Raw genomic sequence first — 19,206 nt, forward strand, 5'->3', positions numbered from 1 at the left:
TTTGTATTTCACTATAAAAATTACGAATTGCTTTAAGTGGCTTTAAATGACTTTAAGTGGGAATGAACAAAAAACACACAGTCATTGTAAGGCTGCCGGAACAAATCCCCCCTGTTGCGTCTGCCAAAAATATTCACAAAATAAAGCGCTACCCGAAGCCGGACGGACTTATCCGGTGCTGTATGGACATTAACGAGGTAGCCCGATGCAAGCTGTTTTTTCTTCCCCGTCTCCCGCCCCTGTGACGCCACTGATGCCGCTGCCGGACATCACGCAGGAGCGTTTTTTACGTCTGCCGGAAGTGATGCACCTGTGCGGCCTGTCACGCTCGACCATCTATGAACTCATCCGTAAGGGGGAATTTCCGCCGCAGGTGAGTCTTGGCGGTAAAAATGTGGCCTGGCTGCACTCTGAAGTCACCGCATGGATGGCCGGACGCATTGCCGGACGCAAACGGGGGTACGACGCATGATGATGCCCGCTCTGCAAAAACTCCCTTTTTCTGGCTTGCCTTTTTCCGGCATTTGCGGATATAGTTTTTCCGCTGCCGCAAAATCGGCAGCCGGGCGTGAGAACCCGAGTATGTTATCGGCGACATATGACGCGCCATGCGTCTTTTTTTGTGTCGCAATCAACGCCACAGAGCACCAGATTATGGTGTGGCGTGTGGTTTGCCGTGCAGGTATGATCCTGTTCGCAATCGCATGTTATGCCACTGAGTCAATGGTAGCTCAGGCGGGGCAGCCTCCGGGCTGGCCGGTTTCCGATAACGCCGGTATTCTCACCCCCGTCTGGGCTATCGCCATCGAGCGTGAGAACTCCGGCGATAGCGTCATTTACGCTGTTATCGGAGGTTGCCTTATGGCTACGACCCTTACCCCCTCACACCCTGAATTTGTCTTTGTGTTTGCGGCTGTCCGTCGCGCAGACCGTCATCCCCGTATCTGTATGCTTCGCACCGTCGCCGGTGATGAACGCAGCGCCCGCCGTTCCCTTGTCCGTGACTATGTGCTCTCCCTTGCTGCCCGTCTGCCGGTGGTGGAGGTGTCCCATGCGTAATAAAAAAGCCCCTCAGACCGTCTCAGCGCGTCATGACGCCCGTGAACACCTCAGCATTGAGGCTTACCATAAGCTCAACCGCGCCAGCGCCGTATCCCAGTTTGTTGGGGGTGATTTGATTCACCGTGAACTCTCCGGCCTGCATCAGCTCTACATTCCGCATATTTTCAGCTACCTGAATGAAGATATTGATTTTGTGCTGAATGAGCTGAAAGCCAAAGGCCTGTGCCGCGATTTTCTCGCCCAGCAGAAAGACCGGGGAGACAGGACGCATGTTTGATTTTCCCCAGCCCGGTGAGATTTACCGTTCTGCCGGTTTTCCCGATGTGGCCGTGGTCGGCATTCTGGAAGACGGTATTCCGTGGGAAATGCCGTACCGCTGCCCGGACATTGTCTGGAATCCGTACCGCCGTAAATTCAGTATCCTTGTGCGTATCCTCGCCGACGGGCGCACCACAGACATCCCGCTGGGGCGTTTTCTGCGGGAATTTACCTGTGACCGTCCTGACCTGTTTAAACGCAGCCCCGTAAACCGGCATGCGGTACTGAAAGAAATGGCCGGAGACCCGGAATTACAGAAATGGCGGGAGAAATATCTGGATATTTACCCGCAGGACACTGTTCCGGTCAGCCGGGCAGCACCGGTAGCGCGGGAATGGCGGGAAATTCCCCGCACGGAGCCTGACCCGGAAACCACCCCGGATAACAGTTACCGCAATTATCTGTAATTAAAAAACGACACCCGAAAAATTAAATGTGCGTATTCGCGCAGGGATACGCACGTCTTCAGGAGACGCAGATATGCCTTATCAGTTAATGCAACCGGCACGGAATGCAGTCATCTGTCACAGGGAGGAAAGCAAATGAAAACACCCTTACCGCCCGTCTTACGCGCTGCCCTTTACCGTCGCGCTGTCGCCTGTGCCTGGCTGACCGTGTGCGAACGTCAGCACCGCTACCCGCATCTCACCCTTGAGTCACTGGAGGCGGCCATCGCCGCTGAGCTGGAAGGCTTTTATCTGCGCCAGCACGGTGAGGAAAAAGGGCGTCAGATAGCCTGTGCCCTGCTGGAAGATTTAATGGAATCCGGCCCCCTGAAGGCCGCGCCGTCGCTGTCCTTTCTCGGGCTGGTTGTGATGGATGAACTCTGTGCCCGTCACATAAAAGCGCCGGTACTGCACTGAAGGAGAACAACACCATGAAAATGAACGTAACCGCCACCGTCAGCCATGCGCTCGGCCACTGGCCGCGTATTCTCCCGGCGCTGGGGATTCAGGTGCTGAAAAACCGTCATCAGCCCTGTCCGGTCTGTGGCGGGAGTGACCGCTTCCGTTTTGATGACAGGGAGGGGCGCGGCACCTGGTACTGCAATCAGTGTGGTGCCGGTGACGGCCTGAAACTGGTTGAAAAGGTGTTTGGTGTCTCCCCGTCCGACGCGGCCGCAAAGGTGGCTGCCGTGACCGGCAGCCTGCCCCCGGCTGACCCGGCAGTGACGGCTGCCGCCGTTGCTGAAACAGAAGCTGCCCGGAAGAACGCTGCCGCACTGGCACAAACCCTGATGGCAAAAACCCGTCCCGGAACCGGTAACGCCTACCTGACCCGCAAGGGCTTTCCCGGCCGGGAATGCCGGATGCTGACCGGCACACACAGAGCCGGTGGCGTGAGCTGGCGTGCCGGTGACCTTGTGGTGCCACTGTATGACGACAGCGGCGAACTGGTTAACCTTCAGTTAATCAGTGCTGACGGCCGTAAGCGCACCCTGAAAGGCGGACAGGTCAGGGGCACCTGTCACACCCTTGAAGGACAGAATCAGGCCGGAAAACGTCTGTGGATAGCGGAGGGATACGCGACCGCACTTACCGTGCATCACCTGACCGGTGAAACGGTGATGGTGGCGCTTTCTTCCGTGAACCTCCTTTCTCTGGCCAGCCTTGCCCGGCAGAAGCATCCGGCCTGTCAGATTGTCCTTGCCGCAGACCGTGACCTCAGCGGTGACGGCCAGAAAAAAGCCGCCGCAGCCGCAGATGCGTGTGAGGGCGTTGTTGCCCTGCCGCCGGTCTTCGGTGACTGGAATGATGCCTTCACGCAGTACGGCGGGGAGGCCACCCGTAAGGCCATTTACGATGCCATCCGGCCACCGGCTGAAAGCCCGTTCGACACCATGAGCGAAGCAGAGTTTTCCGCCATGAGTACCAGCGAAAAGGCCATGCGTATCTATGAGCATTACGGTGAGGCGCTCGCGGTCGATGCCAACGGCCAGCTTCTGTCCCGCTATGAAAATGGTGTCTGGAAGGTGCTGCCGCCACAGGACTTTGCCCGGGATGTGGCCGGGCTGTTTCAGCGTCTGCGCGCGCCGTTCTCCTCCGGGAAGGTGGCCTCCGTGGTGGACACCCTGAAGCTGATTATTCCACAGCAGGAAGCCCCCTCCCGCCGCCTGATTGGCTTTCGTAACGGCGTGCTCGACACGCAGAACGGCACGTTCCACCCGCACAGTCCGTTACACTGGATGCGCACCCTGTGCGATGTGGATTTCACCCCGCCGGTGGACGGTGAAACGCTGGAGACCCACGCCCCCGCGTTCTGGCGCTGGCTTGACCGTGCCGCCGGTGGCCGTGCGGAAAAACGCGACGTGATTCTGGCCGCACTGTTTATGGTGCTGGCAAACCGCTACGACTGGCAGCTCTTTCTGGAGGTGACCGGTCCCGGCGGCAGCGGCAAAAGTATCATGGCCGAAATAGCCACCCTGCTGGCCGGGGAGGATAACGCCACGTCGGCCACCATTGAGACGCTGGAATCCCCGCGTGAACGTGCCGCGTTAACTGGCTTCTCACTGATACGCCTGCCGGACCAGGAAAAATGGAGCGGCGACGGTGCCGGACTCAAGGCCATCACCGGCGGCGATGCGGTGTCCGTGGACCCGAAATACCGGGATGCGTACTCCACGCATATCCCGGCGGTGATTCTGGCCGTGAACAATAACCCGATGCGCTTCACCGACCGCAGCGGCGGCGTGTCACGCCGGCGGGTGATTATTCACTTCCCGGAACAGATAGCCCCGCAGGAGCGCGACCCGCAGCTTAAGGACAAAATCACCCGCGAGCTGGCGGTCATCGTGCGTCACCTGATGCAGAAGTTCAGCGACCCGATGCTCGCCCGGTCACTGCTTCAGTCCCAGCAGAACTCAGACGAGGCACTGAACATCAAACGGGATGCCGACCCGACGTTTGATTTTATCGGCTATCTGGAAACCCTGCCGCAGACCAGCGGCATGTATATGGGGAACGCCAGTATCATCCCGCGTAATTACCGTAAATACCTCTATCACGCCTATCTGGCCTACATGGAGGCAAACGGCTACCGGAATGTACTCAGTCTGAAAATGTTCGGGCTGGGGCTGCCGGTGATGCTGAAGGAATACGGACTGAATTACGAGAAGCGCCATACCAAACAGGGGATACAGACCAACCTGACGCTGAAAGAGGAAAGCTACGGCGACTGGCTGCCAAAATGTGACGACCCTGCGACAGCCTGACCCACCTGACCGGCATCTGCCGGTCTTTTTTTATCCCTGAATTCCCCGAAGGTGAACAATCCACTGTTCACCCTTCACCGTATATTCACCCGTTATCACACTGAAATTTAAAGAGAAAAATGAAAGGTGAACAGTGTGAACAATCAAATCAAAAAAAAACTTTTTTCTCCCTGTGTGATTTCAGTTCGGGGGATTAATCACCGGTATGAGTCACACCGGCAGAATGCCGGAGGTGAAGAATCGAATGTTCACCCTTCACCCATTATTCACCACCTATCACTCTGAAATAAAAGGAGAAAACAGAAAGGTGAACAGTGTGAACAGTTCTTTCGAAAAAAAATTTTTTTCCTGAGTTAACATGCGTGAAGATACGTGTAAAAATTAATCGATAGATATTATATGTATAAGGATGTGTATAAATGAATTATAATAGAAAAATATAAACGATTTGAATCAAATGGTTATATGGCAATTTTGACTCCTGTGATCTTCCGCCAAAGTTCCTCTTCTGAACTCTCCCGATGTCAACAAAACCCCGTCTAATCCCTTATATATCAGGCTTTCTTTGTATCCTGAGGTCACCCAACTTCAACCCATATCAAGTTGTTTTCGGGAGGGCATTAGGGGTATCAGGTTGGTTACTGGCGGAAATCCCCCCAGGAGGATGGATTCATCAAAAGCCGATCGGTGGTCATTACGCTATCATGATGAAATCATCGACACCTTTGAGAAAGATCCTTATACGGGAAGACGTCCTATTGTCGATATAAAGCCGATGGACTGGCTTGGGATTCTTCGTCGCCTTGAAAAACGCAGCGCTTTAGAAAAAATGTGCAAAGTTCGCCAGCGTTGTAACGAAGTCTTCTGGTGGAGAAGATGAATGATATCGTGGCGAAGCACTTTCCGTCAGCGTTATCAGCAAAATAACACTGTTCATATACAGTTCTCTGGCATACTACGTGGGTTATAGCATTACGGATTTTATTTAAACGGAGGCGACATGTCAGACAAAGACTTAACCCAGTCCCCGGCAGGCGAATTTGTTATGTTTGCCAGCGATGACGGTGAGGTACGCGTTGAATGCCGCTTTGAGCAAGAAACACTCTGGTTGCCCCAGGCAACTATTGCTAACCTTTATCAGGTTACTCCCCAGGCCATTACGCAACACATTAAAGCTATCTACGAAGAAGGCGAACTTGAACAAAATGCAACCTGTAAGTCTTACTTACAAGTTCAACAGGAAGGAAATCGTCAGGTAAGCCGCAATATGCTTCACTACAGCCTGCCCGTCATTCTCGCCGTTGGCTATCGTGTTCGCTCGCCTCGCGGCACGCAATTCCGCCAGTGGGCCACCCAGACGCTTCAGGAATACCTGATCAAAGGTTTTGTGATGGACGATGAGCGGCTGAAAAATCCACCTGTCGGTTCATCGGTTGTGCCCGACTATTTTGATGAGATGCTCGAACGCATCCGCGATATTCGCGCCAGCGAGCGTCGGGTTTATTTGCGGGTGCGGGAGATCTTTGCGTTAGCTGCCGACTATCAGCCATCGCTAAAAGAGACCACGCAGTTTTTTCAAACCATCCAGAACAAGCTGCATTTTGCCTGTACCGGGCATACCGCTGCTGAACTCATCCACAAGCGTGCCAATGCCAGCCAGCCGCACATGGGTTTGACCAGTTATAAAGGTGAAGAGGTGCGTAAGGGCGACGTGACGGTGGCAAAAAATTATCTCACCCAGGATGAAGTCAGCGAACTTAATCGCGTGGTTAATATGTGGCTGGACTTTGCCGAGGATCAGGCCCGTCGTCGTCAGCAGGTCTTTTTGCGCGACTGGCAGGATAAGCTGGATCAGTTTCTGCAATTTAACGACCGCGAGGTTCTGCAGGGCGCAGGTAAAGTCAGCAAGAAAATGGCCGATGAAAAAGCGCAGGCGGAATATAGTCAGTTTGCTGAACAACAACGGCGCTTAAAAGAAGCCGAAGGCGAAAAGGATATTGCCGCTTTGCTACAGTGGAAAAAAGAGGCTAAAAAGTAACTCAGAATGCCCTCAAACTCCACACGCAAAATCATTTGGGGGGGCTTATGGGGGTTACTCATTTATCCAGCATAAACTTAAAATCAATGAGTTAAAAATCAAATGCGACTCCTGTAATCGCCCAAATGCCTCTGCTGGTATTTATCAATCCCTTGCTATACCGTTAAAACGGTACACTTTCTTCTGCTCGCGATTCAATCGGTTTTATCAAAGCATTCTAACCGTTGATGACTATAAAGGCGACAGGTCTCTCCAACCAAGTACCAAATTGGTTATTCCTACTAGTAAGATTTCATATTATCTATATAAGAAAATAACCACTGACAACCTGATTGTTATTTCATCATCAAAAATCGCCATTTAAATTATTAATATACACAGCATATAGCAATATATGTAGCATCTGTATCAAATATTCTTAAACATATTCACTTTATATCATTCTTATTTTTGCAATAATCTTAATTGCTGATTATTTTGGGTTGCGGTAGTATGGATTCCGCTAGCGTCAGCATACTTAACAGGCCCTTAATTAGGTTTACGACTTATTGAAATGCGGAATTTCCCGCAATTCCTTTATTGCAGTGATACACAAGCATGCAAAAAACGGCCACAACGCCTTCAAAGATATTAGACATTACGGCAGCAGCATTTTTAATTGTTGCTTTTCTTACAGGGATTGCTGGAGCGCTACAAACACCAACACTCAGTATATTCCTCGCGGATGAATTAAAGGCCCGACCAATTATGGTTGGATTCTTTTTTACCGGCAATGCGATTATGGGGATTCTGGTAAGTCAGTTTTTAGCCAGACACTCCGATAAGCAAGGCAACCGAAAATTATTAATTCTGTTATGCTGCCTGTTTGGCGTGATGGCCTGTACCCTTTTCGCATGGAATCGTAATTATTTCATCCTGTTATCTACAGGCATATTGTTGAGTAGTTTTGCGTCCACTGCTAATCCACAAATGTTTGCTCTCGCCCGTGAACACGCCGATATGAACGGCCGTGAAACGGTGATGTTCAGTACTTTTTTGCGTGCCCAGATATCTCTCGCCTGGGTCATTGGCCCACCACTCGCCTATGAACTGGCAATGGGATTTAGCTTTAAGGTGATGTATCTCACTGCGGCCATCGCATTTGTTCTCTGCGGCCTGATAGTCTGGCTCTTTCTACCATCAATACAGAAAAGCATTCCTGCCACGACCCGCCCCGTAGATATGTCCACGACCTCTCACAGCCGACGAGATACCTGGTTACTTTTCGTGGTTTGTACAATGATGTGGGGTGCTAATAATCTTTACATTATCAATATGCCGTTATTTATTATTGATGAATTACATTTCACCGACAGATTAGCTGGTGAAATGATCGGCATTGCCGCCGGGCTGGAAATTCCGGCAATGCTCATTGCGGGTTACTTTATAAAACGCATTGGAAAGCGTTTTTTAATGCTGATTGCCATCGTAAGCGGTATCTGTTTTTATGCCAGTGTATTGATGGCAACGACCCCTACCGTAGAGCTGGAATTACAAATACTCAATGCAATATTCCTGGGTATTCTCTGCGGTATTGGTATGCTTTACTTTCAGGACCTGATACCCGAAAAAATTGGCTTCGCCACTACACTATATGCCAACACCTCACGCGTGGGCTGGATAATAGCCGGTTCACTCGACGGTATCATGGTCGAAATCTGGAGTTATCATTCCTTGTTCTGGCTGGCGATAGGTATGCTGAGCATCGCAATGATATGTCTGCTGTTTATTAAAGACGCTTAACTGTTTAAAACTAAAACAAGATGCTCCGTCATCAACACTGACAGCGCGCCCTTCCTCATATAGATATGCATTAATAATTGCAGCCACTACAACACCATTCTCTTTTTGCGCGTTATCATGATTTCCTTTACTTCTATGATCATGACAACTGTTGCTATTTTCAGGATTCGCCAGAACTGGCGTAGCCAGAAATGAGATTGATACAACGGAGACAACGCCGGGCCATAGTCGTCAATTTTGCTATTATGTTCGTAAACATAAACGACAAAATTGAATGCAGAGGGGAAAAATGGGTTCCACCAGAAAGGGGATGCTGAACGTTTTGATTGCCGCCGTATTATGGGGGAGTTCCGGTGTCTGCGCACAATACATCATGGAACAAAGCCAGATGTCGTCGCAGTTTCTGACAATGACACGTCTGATATTTGCTGGCTTTATTCTGCTGACGCTCTCATTTTTTCACGGCGATAAAGTCTTCTCGATAGTAAAAAATCATAAAGACGCCATCAGCTTGCTGATTTTTTCCGTGCTTGGTGCGCTGACAGTACAACTGACCTTCTTACTAACCATAGAAAAATCAAATGCGGCTACGGCAACGGTACTACAGTTCCTCTCGCCAACAATTATTGTGGCGTGGTTCTCGCTGGTTCGTAAATCGCGCCCAGGAATTCTGGTATTCGCCGCGATCATGACGTCGCTTATCGGTACTTTTTTGCTGGTGACTCACGGAAATCCCACCTCACTCTCGATTTCTCCCGCAGCACTCTTCTGGGGAATCGCCTCGGCTTTTGCTGCTGCGTTCTACACCACTTACCCCTCTACGCTCATTTCTCGCTACGGTACGCTGCCCATCGTCGGCTGGAGTATGTTGATTGGTGGTCTTATCCTGCTCCCTTTTTATGCCAGGCAAGGAACAAACTTTGTGGTTAACGGCAGCTTAATCCTGGCATTTTTCTATCTCGTCGTCATCGGCACATCGCTGACGTTTAGTCTGTATCTGAAAGGTGCACAGTTAATTGGCGGGCCGAAGGCCAGTATATTGAGTTGTGCAGAACCGCTAAGCAGTGCACTACTCTCTTTATTGTTACTCGGCATCACGTTTACCCTACCGGACTGGTTGGGAACGCTGTTGATTCTTTCATCAGTGATATTGATTTCAATGGACTCCCGCCGTCGCACCAAAAAAATATAGGCGTCTGGTACGATATCATCGCCTGTTAGCAACCCGGTTGCGTCATCGCGTCCGGGTCTGACGTTAGGCTTATAATTAATATTTTCACATCCCATCTGTATTCGGCCTGAACTGGCACTTCTTGCTGAACGCATAAGATACGTTTAGCACAAGCTAATGATAGCGGAGGAATTTGACTACACTTACGCTTTATACGACCTATATCTACAGAGGCTGAAGCCATGAAATCACTGACACTCTTTTTTATCGCCATTTGCCTCATTCTCCCCACCATTGTGCAGGCGGAGTCACCGTTCAGTTCGCTACAGTCGGCAAAAGAAAAAAAAGTCGTATTGCAGGATTTACGCAAACTTTGTACCCCGGAGGCATCATTATCTGACGATGCATGGGAAAAAATGATGCTATCCGATAAAAATAATCAACAACATATACGTGAAGCCATCGTAGCAATGGAGAGAAATAATCAGAATAATTACTGGGAAGCGCTAGGAAAAGTAGAGTGCCCGGATATGTAATTACGTGACTATTCTGAAAAATAGACAAGAACGGGGATCTTATATCTGATTCCTGTTCATCTTTCTTTCCTGTCAGACGTAAACCCTCGTTTATTATCTTCACCTCCCTCGTAAAAATGAACACTTCCATCAGGATTATGATCACATTCCCTTTTACATTACATTTATCGAATTACACATATCCCAGCAATCAATTGAAATTTATCTATTTTTCTCTCATAACTCAGTAGGTATAGTAATGGGTTTAAAAATGAGCGAATTTTGATATCGCCCCTCCAGGGAAAGATGGTGAACTCTGTTCATAGAATGTTTATATGGAGAAGCAAGAGATGGAAAGCGCAGATCTGGATTTAGCTGAAAGCCAGGAAATGGTATTAGGGCTTGCAAAAGCATTGGGCATGGGCGCGTCACTTGCTGAGTTGCATGGTGTCACCCCTGACACACTGGAAGGAATATATGCATATGCATATGACTTTTATGAAAAGGGACGGCTGGATGAAGCTGAATTATTTTTTAAATTCCTCTGTATTTATGACTTCCAGAATTATAACTATCTAAAAGGTTATGCAGCAGTATGTCAGTTAAAGAAACAATATCAAAAAGCGTATGATATCTATAACGTCTGCCTGATACTTTGCCCCAACGATGACTTCTCGACTGTTTACTATATGGGACAATGTCAGATGGGACTAAACAACATCGCCATCGCAATCGAATGTTTTAAATCTGTCGTAGAATATAGTTCCAATGAAAAAATAAAAGGGATGGCCAGCACCTGGCTTGAATTGTTAGACATGCATAAAAAAGAGGCCACAGGAAATAAGGAGTCTACAGAGTGAACAGTATAAATAAGGTAGCTCATTCCAGTTCTGTGGAACCACTCAGGCAAGAAAAGTATAAGCTCCCCATTATCAATGAATTTCTTGCCGGACATATAAATTTTAACAGTTCAGGGGAGACATTGAGTTTAATACCAGAGCTTATAAAACCCATACAATCTCCAGCGGCAGAAACTATGCACGCGCTACAAAAGTTATCAAGACGTTAGTAACAACTGATTTCCTTTCTATACCCACAATAGCGAAAGAAAAAGGAAAACACTATGAGCGGAAATTCAAGTATTACAACTATAATTTCGCAGCAAGATAAAATACATCGCATTGAAGGAAGGTCATATTCTGATGAGGAAATGCTACGTATTAATAAAAACATGCTGCAAGCATTTCCCGACAGTCTTAATAAAAATGCTGAAAGAATTGATAAAAACGATGCTTCTTTTATTGGTGAAAGACCCAGTCTGGGCAAACCATCGATAAATACTAAAGATATTAACTTATCTAAACTTTTAAATGTTATGAACAGTATGCAATCCGCGCCAGATAATGACAGCATACGAAATAACATCAATAAATTAATTCCAGTATACGAAAGTAAGCTTGATAACTACCGAAATGCAACCCGTAAATACTCTAGTCTGGTGAATTCAAGTAAACAAGCTAATGACAAAATGGTACATGCAAAGAAATACTTCGACAATGCAGATAAACAGGTTAGATCTCAGTTAAAAAAAAGAAATAATTTACTAAACCAGATAATAGTATTACCTGAACATAATCCAGAACGTCATGAGCTTGAGCAAAAACTTGCCCTCACAGGAAAAAACCTTGATCTGGCAATAGAAAAAAAGAAAACTGCAGACAAATCATTAGGGTGTTCCGTAATTGTACAAGATGCGCTACTGTCACAAACAATGGCCGTTTATGATGAGTTAAGTGAACAAGAAAAAAATAACGCCTTCTCAACCAACCTTTGCTTATCTACAGAAGTGCATGAAAATAAAAGCAATACATCACAATTTATATTACTAATGACATCGTTGCTGGAAGTAATGGGAGATACGTCTATTGAGTCATTACAAAGCCAGTCTGATGTTATGAAAGAAATAAATCGTGCACGTGAAGCCAGGATGAATGATATGGCAAAAACTTCCAAAAAATTGTCACACATCATGAAGATTATCAATTATGTAATTACCGCCAGTTCAGTATTATTAAGTGTTGCAATTGTTATCGGTGGAGTAGCAACAGCTATTTTTTCTGGTGGCCTCACCTTCTTTGCCGCAGTATCTATTGCCAGCGGCTTAATTGGCCTGTCTTTAGTTGCTATTGATGTTTTTGGTCAATTATTTTTCGATGTTTCGCCGGTCTCATGGGTCATGCAAAAATTTTTTGAAGGCACAACATGGCTGGTAGAACATTACGATCTGAAATTAAAAATTATCGACAAGATCATGGAGGCCGTTGGTTTTAACAATGATCAAATCGATATGTTTAATGATGTCTATGCAATTATCGAGGTGATTATAGTTACTCTTATCATAGCCGTCGCTACATTTGTAATATGTAAACAATTGGTTGCCACCTTTACCGCCGATGCCGCAGAAGCAGCGTCAACTGCAGCAATGAAAACGGCAGAGCAAACAGCAGAACAGGTAGTAGAGAAGACTGTAGAGAAAGCGACAGAAGAGACAGCAGAGAAGGCAGCTGAAAAAACAGTGGAGAAGATAGCAGAAAATGTCGCGAAAGGTCTTGGGAAAAAAATCACATTAAAAATAATTGGCGCAACGGTGAAAATTCATGCACTGGATATTGCATTTTTTTCATTATGTAATGCAGTTGTTAACGTCGGATATCAAAATAATATAGCTAGCGCTGATATAGCAAGAGAAAACATTCAGGTTGAACAAGAAGTTAATAAGGGCATTTTGCAGATTATGGAGTCACTTGAAAAAGCGATCAATGAAATGGTGGCCTCATTAAGCAACATACTGCAAGACCGCTACAGAGCATTACAATCCAGTATGAATACTTTAGCTTAAAAGGAGTAATAAAAATGGAACCAATCAGCAAGACAACAGTTACGTTATCAAAGCCGGTATATCTGGATAACCTACCCGAAAAAGCTGACATCAAAAAAAATATAGCATTAAATGAATTTGGACTACCGATTTATTCTCCAGAAAACAACAATCAAGGAAGCAATAAACAAAAACTGATAAAACCTGAGCAAGAAATTACCGCTGACAACAAAGAAAAACTATTAGAAAAAATGTACCTTATCACACAAAATACGGAGCAATCCTTTAAAGAAGATAAAATTAAATTCACAGATAAAAGTGTACAAATCGGCGATGACAAAATTGAATTTAACAACGCTGGTGAAGCTATATACGTTAATAGTCAAAAAGAAAAATTCAATATCCTTAACATATTAGATAATATGACGCCACGGCAGCAAATTATAATGGAATTATGTCTGCGAGTTTATAATGATATGAATATCTCAACATCAAAACTGGTGACATCTATGAGTGGACTGTATCAGGAATTGATAAAAGAGCAGGCACATAAGACAAGAGTGGCCGCAGCCATTTCTCTGGTAACATCGATTGCTGCCTGTAGTATAACCGTCGGCATTCAGGTCCTTTCGGCTGTCAGTACAATGAAAAAATCTGCAACAACACCTGCACCTCAGAAAATAAGTGAACAAAAAACAAACGAGCCGAAAGAATATATAAAAAATCAGGAAGTAGATATCAAAGAAAATATGAGTGAAACTAAAGAAAATGGTATCGAAACGGGTGAAACGGGTGAAATGGGTGAAATGGGTGAACAATGTAAAAAAGTTGAAGAAGAGCCACAGAACAAAAAAGAAGAAGAAAAACAATCCCATGACGATTATAAAGCAACAAACCAGAACAGATGGCTTGCTGTATCCACAATGATGGAAGGTATATCTATTCATTCTCACGTGATCAATCAAGCAATTATTGCACTAGGAAAAACAGGCGAAGAATATATAAGATCTGAAAAAGACATAAAGGAAGTTAATAAAAACAACGCCCACACTTCAGAGCAAACATTAGAATCACAAATAAGCAGTTCAGTACAAGCTAAAACTAGCATGCTGGAGATGATGAACTCTATTGTTAATACTATTCTCAATACCGATCAGACGCTGGTAGACAATATGCGCAAGTCATAATATATAATAATATTATTTTTCGACAGGAGAGGATCATGAGCAACGAAACAATACATTTTGAACACATCGTAAATATACCAAAGACTGATTCACTCTTACAAAAAGAGGATAAAAAATCACTCCCAAATACCACCACTGCATTTGAAAAGTATCAAAGAATGTCATCTATGCAAGATATTAAAGTAGAGCATGCTCGTTCGATTATCACTCCAGAAATTGAAAAATTATTACAAGAACTGAATGGCAGCAGAAACTTACTAAACAAGCTTGATATTAAATTAAAAATGTCACTCCCTGAATTGTCTTTACAATTTGATGGGGCCCAATTCCATCTAAGCAACAGCGCTGTGAATGTATCACTTACTCCTGAGCAGAAAGGATTAATTACTACCATCAACCAACAACTTAAATTTATCTTCGAAAGTATTAAATCTCTCGAAAAAATCTTAGAAAATAGCTTTTCCCGGCAGTTGACCAATAACAGCCTGTTGAACATATTAAGTGGCCTTAATAACGATATATTCTCTGAAAGTGGTAAACAAGTAATTAAAAGTTGTTTCTTATCTATACTAACAAAGCTGAATAGTTTAACTGAAACAAAAAATCTTTCTCACGCAGAGAAATTTGTAGTACAGCAATGTATTAATAAAATAAATCAGATTTCAATGAACACTTATGCACCAGACAGTAGTGTAAGTGGCAGCAATGATGTTAGCACAAATAGCAACAGCTCTATGATTTCCGACATGCAATTATGCAATGAAATTGCTGATTTAATGACTATTTTAGATACTGATTATCTTGGAATATACGAATACGCAGTATCAGCAATGACGAGGTACTGGAAAGATTTCAGTAATCAAATACAGGGAAATCTTGCTAACTGGACACATGCAGACAAAGAGGATATTTATTTTAACGTTGACGAATTTCAAAAAGCATTGAAGAACTTCTATTCTTGTACCTGGGACCAAAAAAACCAGACATATGTATATCATTATTGTCATGATTATATATTATACCCTCCACAACCGACACCACCACCAGAGACGCCTATTGGCGTTCCACTCGATGAAGCGATGAAATGGTGTTCAGCATTTGGTTTGCAGCCAATACCACCAAATAACACAAAACCAACATATTCCCCTATTATTGAAGAGCCACCAGGAAGTGGGCTTTATATAATCATACCCGATCCTAAAATTATTATGCAGTTATCTAATTCTGCCGATGCTCTCAAATATGATAATAAAAACAAAGCGAAAAAACCAGATAAAGATAATCACGGATACAAAATATCTACCGCTGAATATCAGGCCTGGCAAACGGCATTTAATACAGAAATAGAAAATATAAAAACTGATGTTCAGATCCTGACATCAAGGTACAGCACAGCAAACTCCACTTATGATCTGGTTATAAAACTATTATCTTCTACTATCACAGCACTATTCGACTCAGCAAAAGGATATTTAAACTTCTAATTAATATTCCTGGTCTTGTATTTCTGGACCAGGATTTTTATTTCAACATCAACTTCCTGTCATCATTTTCATCAGAATCGCAAAAAATGAGCATTTTTTGATAGTGTGCCTTTTCCATTTCGTTATTTTATCCATGTTTATTTTAAACCACATCACTAAAAACGGAAGGAGCGATCTGATGCAAGAACATTATGGAAAAAACGATTCATTCCAATACATCTTTGGCGATTTTATATTAAAAAACAATGGTGTTTTATTATTCAAAAACAAAGAGCATCATATTCCCCCAAAAGAACTTGGGGTAATTATTTTATTGCTTAATGCCGATGGTGAAATAGTTAGCAAAGAGGAGATCATCGATAAAGTCTGGAGCTCCAGTGTTGCCAGCGATGAATCTCTGACGCGATGTATTTATGCGTTAAGAAAACTATTACATGAAAATAAACAATGTAAGTATATAGAAACAGTCTATGGCCGCGGTTACCGTTTTACTGTTCCCATTGTAGTTGTTACCGATAACGAACCGGTAAAATCATCAACCACCCTAGCTGTGTTTCCTTTTCGTACTGAAGGTTCTATAAATATAGTAAAACTGCACTACGAACTGGTACAAGGATTATCAAAATATGCCTTTTGTGGCTTAGATATTTTACCGGCATCCGTTACTAACGAAGTGATTGACTTTTCCAGTATTCATCAATTTATTAATCAAACCAGCCCTGAATACTATATTATGGGACAGGTTATTCACTATGGCCAAAACTGGAGATTATTTGTTGAACTTGTCCATGCCAAAACGCATAAACTTATTGAACACCAAAGTATTGATTTCAACCCTGAAAATCCATTATCCATCTTATTATCTCAGCTTATTAATATTCTCATTGAGAAAATACCCAATATAAATCTACAGTCCATAAACATGCAACAAATGCCATCGCTGGATTCTGCTGTAATGTACATGAATGGCAGGATGGAGATGTATTGTTATACCCCTGACAGCCTGAGACGTGCGATGGCCATATTTATGGATTGTGTTAGTATACAACCACAGAATACCATGCCATATTGTTGTCTGGCTGAATGTTATATTTCATTAGCATTTCTCGGCCTATACAACCAAAAACAAGCAATTACAGCAGCAATGACTGCTGTAGAAACAGCTCTCGATATTAACCCATCAAACTCTCAGGCACTTGGATTATTAGGATTGATTAGCGGTCTGAAAAACAAACACTCCATCGCCGTTGTTCTATTTAAACAAGCACATTTACTAAAACCAAATTCACCAGATATTTATTATTACAACGCTCTTTTTTGTTTCTTGAAAGGAGATATAGGCAAGGCACTAACTTTAATAGATAAAAGTCTCAACCTCGCTCCCAACAAAATGGGAATTAGCGTGCTTAAACTCTTCATTTTATATTATAAAGCTACTCTCGATGAGACAATTTCTTTTGCATTAACATTGATTAATCAAAACAATGGTAGTAATCCCATTGTTTCAGCCATGATAGCTTTGCTTATGGCGTTAAAGGGACATAAAGATAAAGCCAAAAGTCTATTAGTCAAATTTGACACGAATTCCAACTCTGATTATATATCTGCAAACACACTTTACACAAAATACTTACTCTATGGCGATTCAATTAAAGCAGACATTATGAAATTTCTGACCAATGTCAACGTAAGTAGTGTGAATGGAATCATACTCCCTTTAATTCTTACGGCTTATGGAAAAAAGGAATTCGACAAGCGTTGGCAACAACTAATAAAAGACAATGATATTTGGTCACATGTCTTAATTAATGATCCACGTTTCGCCAGTATGAAACACCAGCTTAAACAGATTGAAGTTGCACACAGCGTCGATTAACCATTAAAGTTTGTCGTTGCCCTGCCAATACAGGGCAACATATTTTAACCTATTTTTCCATACACAATAATGATGATGATTGTGCGCCAGCATATGATGTCATCCCAGTTTTGGGATCAAATTTCTCATACATCGTATTTGTCCAATAATCAGGACTGGTAAATATCGAGTTATAAGAGGTTAGATCACCATATTCTCCCCACAACTTTCCTACTTCACGAGGAACAACTCCACCACTTGGATAACTCGCTAAATCGGCTACTGCATCTGGCAGGTTATGCCCACCACTTGAGCACTGTGACTTAATATCACTCCAGGAACGCTGTAATGCAGAACCACCACTCTGGAACCATTTTTCCAGCGTAACTGAAAAAGTAACATTATTTCCTCGCCCATTCTTCGGTGTTCCTGTAATAGTAGCCTTCCATCCAGGTATACCTGCTGATTTAAACAGCACCTCTCCGCCACTACTCACAGTTATCCAGTTAACATCTGCTTTCCAGTTATAATCTGTATTAGACGCATTGTTATCTAAAATAAGAGTAAATCTAGCACCATCAAACCCTGTCTTTGGAAAGCCAGTTAATGATGAAAAAGTTTTCCCATTAACACGCAAGGCTTCAACACGAACATACGGAAGAATATCATAATAAGGCTGTCCATTCACAGTTCCGCCAGGAAGTTCCAACCTGGATTGCAAATTAGTTCCATCTCTTTGTGCCGTATATATACGTTCATATTGTCCATCGCCGGCATAAACCCATTTACCCCCGCCCTTCGGAAAAGCATTTTGCAACAAGACAGAACCTTCAGTTAATAAATAAAAATGATTGGTGAGTGGATTATTAAAAGCATCGAACAGATAAGCATCAACAATTAAATCACCATCAACAACAGTCCATAAATTTCTAATACGCAGTTGCGACGTGAATGGACTTGCTTCACCAGGATTAATGGTATAATTGTTGGAATATTGTGATTCACTCCAGCCCGACATTTTCAGCTCAGCTTTTATACTTCCCCCTGCCGTATGAGCCCTATAGTTTCTTTGGTATTTCCCATTAGAAACATAACTCCAGTTTTCTCCTGCAAGAGTATCAGTATTATTGACCTTCACTGAATTGTCATCCAGTTGAGCACCACCATCAACAATAGCATTACCGAATTCATCGAAAAGATTTATCGTCACCATAACACGATCGCCAGCGGTATAAACAGTCGCATCCGTGACAATGTTCGAATTAATATATGCCGCCACACCAGATATTATTTTATAGAGTGAAGATGTAATCTCTCCATCCCATGTTATTAATTTCAGTTTGGCCACCAGATTTTCCTGAGCGAACTTCGCAGTCCAGATCATAGTATATTCGCCATTATTATGGTCAGCCCATCCATCTGAATCGGGCACGTCGACTCCACCGACTTCGTAGGTTTCTAAATACGATCCGGCTAATTTTGCTGCCAGCCCAGGCACTGGGTTGCCATACTCATCCCGGAACATTACGGTAACAATAATTTTCTCACCAACAGTGTATCCGGTTTTATCCGTCCTGATGGTGGAATTAATCTTCACTGGCTCATTGGCGCGGATGATATACGTGTCCGACCGTTTATTCTCGCTCCAGCCCGCCAGTTTCAGCGTGGCGTGATAGTCATCGCCCGCCGTCTGCGTGCGCCAGGT

16 protein-coding genes and 1 pseudogene are annotated in these 19,206 nt (G+C 44.2%); 16 read left to right on the forward strand and 1 reads right to left on the reverse strand.

Features of this window, described 5'->3' with window-relative positions:
- Nucleotides 1-205: 205 nt before the first annotated feature.
- The 16 genes and pseudogenes from PS053_RS13965 (at nt 206) to PS053_RS14040 (ending at nt 17,522) form a co-directional block, all read left to right on the forward strand.
- On the forward strand, nt 206-472 hold the full coding sequence (locus tag PS053_RS13965) for a helix-turn-helix transcriptional regulator (RefSeq protein WP_001149160.1): 267 nt from the start codon (nt 206-208) through the stop codon (nt 470-472).
- Nucleotides 469-1,059 carry a host cell division inhibitor Icd-like protein gene (locus PS053_RS13970; protein ID WP_000980221.1) on the forward strand — a complete coding sequence of 197 codons (591 nt, stop codon included), beginning with the start codon at nt 469-471 and terminating at the stop codon, nt 1,057-1,059. The genes PS053_RS13965 and PS053_RS13970 overlap by 4 nt, the downstream gene beginning before the upstream one ends.
- Nucleotides 1,052-1,339, forward strand: coding sequence for a derepression protein (locus PS053_RS13975; RefSeq protein ID WP_001244665.1), 288 nt, complete (start codon nt 1,052-1,054; stop codon nt 1,337-1,339). The genes PS053_RS13970 and PS053_RS13975 overlap by 8 nt, the downstream gene beginning before the upstream one ends.
- Nucleotides 1,332-1,787 carry a hypothetical protein gene (locus PS053_RS13980; protein ID WP_000459302.1) on the forward strand — a complete coding sequence of 152 codons (456 nt, stop codon included), beginning with the start codon at nt 1,332-1,334 and terminating at the stop codon, nt 1,785-1,787. Before PS053_RS13975 ends, PS053_RS13980 begins: the two co-directional genes overlap by 8 nt.
- 135 nt (nt 1,788-1,922) lie before the next feature.
- Complete coding sequence (locus PS053_RS13985; RefSeq protein WP_000856729.1) at nt 1,923-2,243, forward strand: DUF5375 domain-containing protein; 321 nt, start codon at nt 1,923-1,925, stop codon at nt 2,241-2,243.
- A 14-nt stretch (nt 2,244-2,257) separates the two neighbouring features.
- Nucleotides 2,258-4,591 carry a primase-helicase zinc-binding domain-containing protein gene (locus PS053_RS13990; RefSeq protein WP_006678642.1) on the forward strand — a complete coding sequence of 778 codons (2,334 nt, stop codon included), beginning with the start codon at nt 2,258-2,260 and terminating at the stop codon, nt 4,589-4,591.
- Nucleotides 4,592-5,264: 673 nt separating this feature from the next.
- Nucleotides 5,265-5,456 (forward strand): annotated as a pseudogene (locus PS053_RS13995) (phage integrase central domain-containing protein); the annotation flags it as partial.
- A gap of 135 nt (nt 5,457-5,591) precedes the next feature.
- Nucleotides 5,592-6,629, forward strand: a complete 1,038-nt coding sequence (locus tag PS053_RS14000) for a virulence RhuM family protein (RefSeq protein WP_025238062.1) — start codon at nt 5,592-5,594, stop codon at nt 6,627-6,629.
- Nucleotides 6,630-7,226: 597 nt separating this feature from the next.
- A complete protein-coding gene (locus PS053_RS14005; RefSeq protein WP_059225638.1) occupies nt 7,227-8,411 on the forward strand; it encodes a sugar efflux transporter in 1,185 nt (394 codons plus the stop codon).
- 289 nt (nt 8,412-8,700) lie between these two features.
- The gene (locus PS053_RS14010; RefSeq protein WP_256879241.1) at nt 8,701-9,603 is read left to right on the forward strand and encodes a carboxylate/amino acid/amine transporter; all 903 of its coding nucleotides are present in this window, start codon (nt 8,701-8,703) and stop codon (nt 9,601-9,603) included.
- 221 nt (nt 9,604-9,824) lie between these two features.
- Nucleotides 9,825-10,118: a YicS family protein gene (locus PS053_RS14015; RefSeq protein WP_000839222.1), complete on the forward strand. Its 294-nt coding sequence runs from the start codon at nt 9,825-9,827 to the stop codon at nt 10,116-10,118.
- Between the two features lie 329 nt (nt 10,119-10,447).
- A complete protein-coding gene (locus PS053_RS14020; protein ID WP_025238060.1) occupies nt 10,448-10,957 on the forward strand; it encodes a SycD/LcrH family type III secretion system chaperone in 510 nt (169 codons plus the stop codon).
- Between the two features lie 263 nt (nt 10,958-11,220).
- Complete coding sequence (locus tag PS053_RS14025; RefSeq protein WP_256879240.1) at nt 11,221-12,996, forward strand: hypothetical protein; 1,776 nt, start codon at nt 11,221-11,223, stop codon at nt 12,994-12,996.
- Between the two features lie 14 nt (nt 12,997-13,010).
- Entirely contained in the window at nt 13,011-14,162 is a 1,152-nt protein-coding gene (locus PS053_RS14030; RefSeq protein WP_256879239.1) for a hypothetical protein, read from the forward strand.
- A 35-nt stretch (nt 14,163-14,197) separates the two neighbouring features.
- Entirely contained in the window at nt 14,198-15,646 is a 1,449-nt protein-coding gene (locus PS053_RS14035; RefSeq protein WP_256879238.1) for an IpaD/SipD/SspD family type III secretion system needle tip protein, read from the forward strand.
- Nucleotides 15,647-15,824: 178 nt separating this feature from the next.
- Nucleotides 15,825-17,522 (forward strand): HilA/EilA family virulence transcriptional regulator, encoded by a 1,698-nt coding sequence (locus PS053_RS14040; protein ID WP_208629299.1) that lies wholly within the window; start codon nt 15,825-15,827, stop codon nt 17,520-17,522.
- A 49-nt stretch (nt 17,523-17,571) separates the two neighbouring features.
- Here PS053_RS14040 and PS053_RS23185 read toward each other — a convergent pair whose 3' ends face one another.
- Complete coding sequence (locus PS053_RS23185; RefSeq protein ID WP_370649601.1) at nt 17,572-19,026, reverse strand: hypothetical protein; 1,455 nt, start codon at nt 19,024-19,026, stop codon at nt 17,572-17,574.
- Between the last annotated feature and the right edge of the window lie 180 nt (nt 19,027-19,206).

It is taken from the genome of Escherichia albertii, assembly GCF_028622335.1.
GTDB lineage: Bacteria > Pseudomonadota > Gammaproteobacteria > Enterobacterales > Enterobacteriaceae > Escherichia > Escherichia albertii.

Coding starts and splice junctions, on each gene's coding strand:
- PS053_RS14015 (WP_000839222.1), top strand. CDS start 9,825: ATGAAATCACTGACACTCTTTTTTATCGCCATTTGCCTCATTCTCCCC.
- PS053_RS23185 (WP_370649601.1), bottom strand. CDS start 19,026: ATGTTCCGGGATGAGTATGGCAACCCAGTGCCTGGGCTGGCAGCAAAA.
- PS053_RS14035 (WP_256879238.1), top strand. CDS start 14,198: ATGAGCAACGAAACAATACATTTTGAACACATCGTAAATATACCAAAG.
- PS053_RS14030 (WP_256879239.1), top strand. CDS start 13,011: ATGGAACCAATCAGCAAGACAACAGTTACGTTATCAAAGCCGGTATAT.
- PS053_RS13975 (WP_001244665.1), top strand. CDS start 1,052: ATGCGTAATAAAAAAGCCCCTCAGACCGTCTCAGCGCGTCATGACGCC.
- PS053_RS14020 (WP_025238060.1), top strand. CDS start 10,448: ATGGAAAGCGCAGATCTGGATTTAGCTGAAAGCCAGGAAATGGTATTA.
- PS053_RS14040 (WP_208629299.1), top strand. CDS start 15,825: ATGCAAGAACATTATGGAAAAAACGATTCATTCCAATACATCTTTGGC.
- PS053_RS14005 (WP_059225638.1), top strand. CDS start 7,227: ATGCAAAAAACGGCCACAACGCCTTCAAAGATATTAGACATTACGGCA.
- PS053_RS14000 (WP_025238062.1), top strand. CDS start 5,592: ATGTCAGACAAAGACTTAACCCAGTCCCCGGCAGGCGAATTTGTTATG.
- PS053_RS14025 (WP_256879240.1), top strand. CDS start 11,221: ATGAGCGGAAATTCAAGTATTACAACTATAATTTCGCAGCAAGATAAA.
- PS053_RS13980 (WP_000459302.1), top strand. CDS start 1,332: ATGTTTGATTTTCCCCAGCCCGGTGAGATTTACCGTTCTGCCGGTTTT.
- PS053_RS14010 (WP_256879241.1), top strand. CDS start 8,701: ATGGGTTCCACCAGAAAGGGGATGCTGAACGTTTTGATTGCCGCCGTA.
- PS053_RS13985 (WP_000856729.1), top strand. CDS start 1,923: ATGAAAACACCCTTACCGCCCGTCTTACGCGCTGCCCTTTACCGTCGC.
- PS053_RS13965 (WP_001149160.1), top strand. CDS start 206: ATGCAAGCTGTTTTTTCTTCCCCGTCTCCCGCCCCTGTGACGCCACTG.
- PS053_RS13990 (WP_006678642.1), top strand. CDS start 2,258: ATGAAAATGAACGTAACCGCCACCGTCAGCCATGCGCTCGGCCACTGG.
- PS053_RS13970 (WP_000980221.1), top strand. CDS start 469: ATGATGATGCCCGCTCTGCAAAAACTCCCTTTTTCTGGCTTGCCTTTT.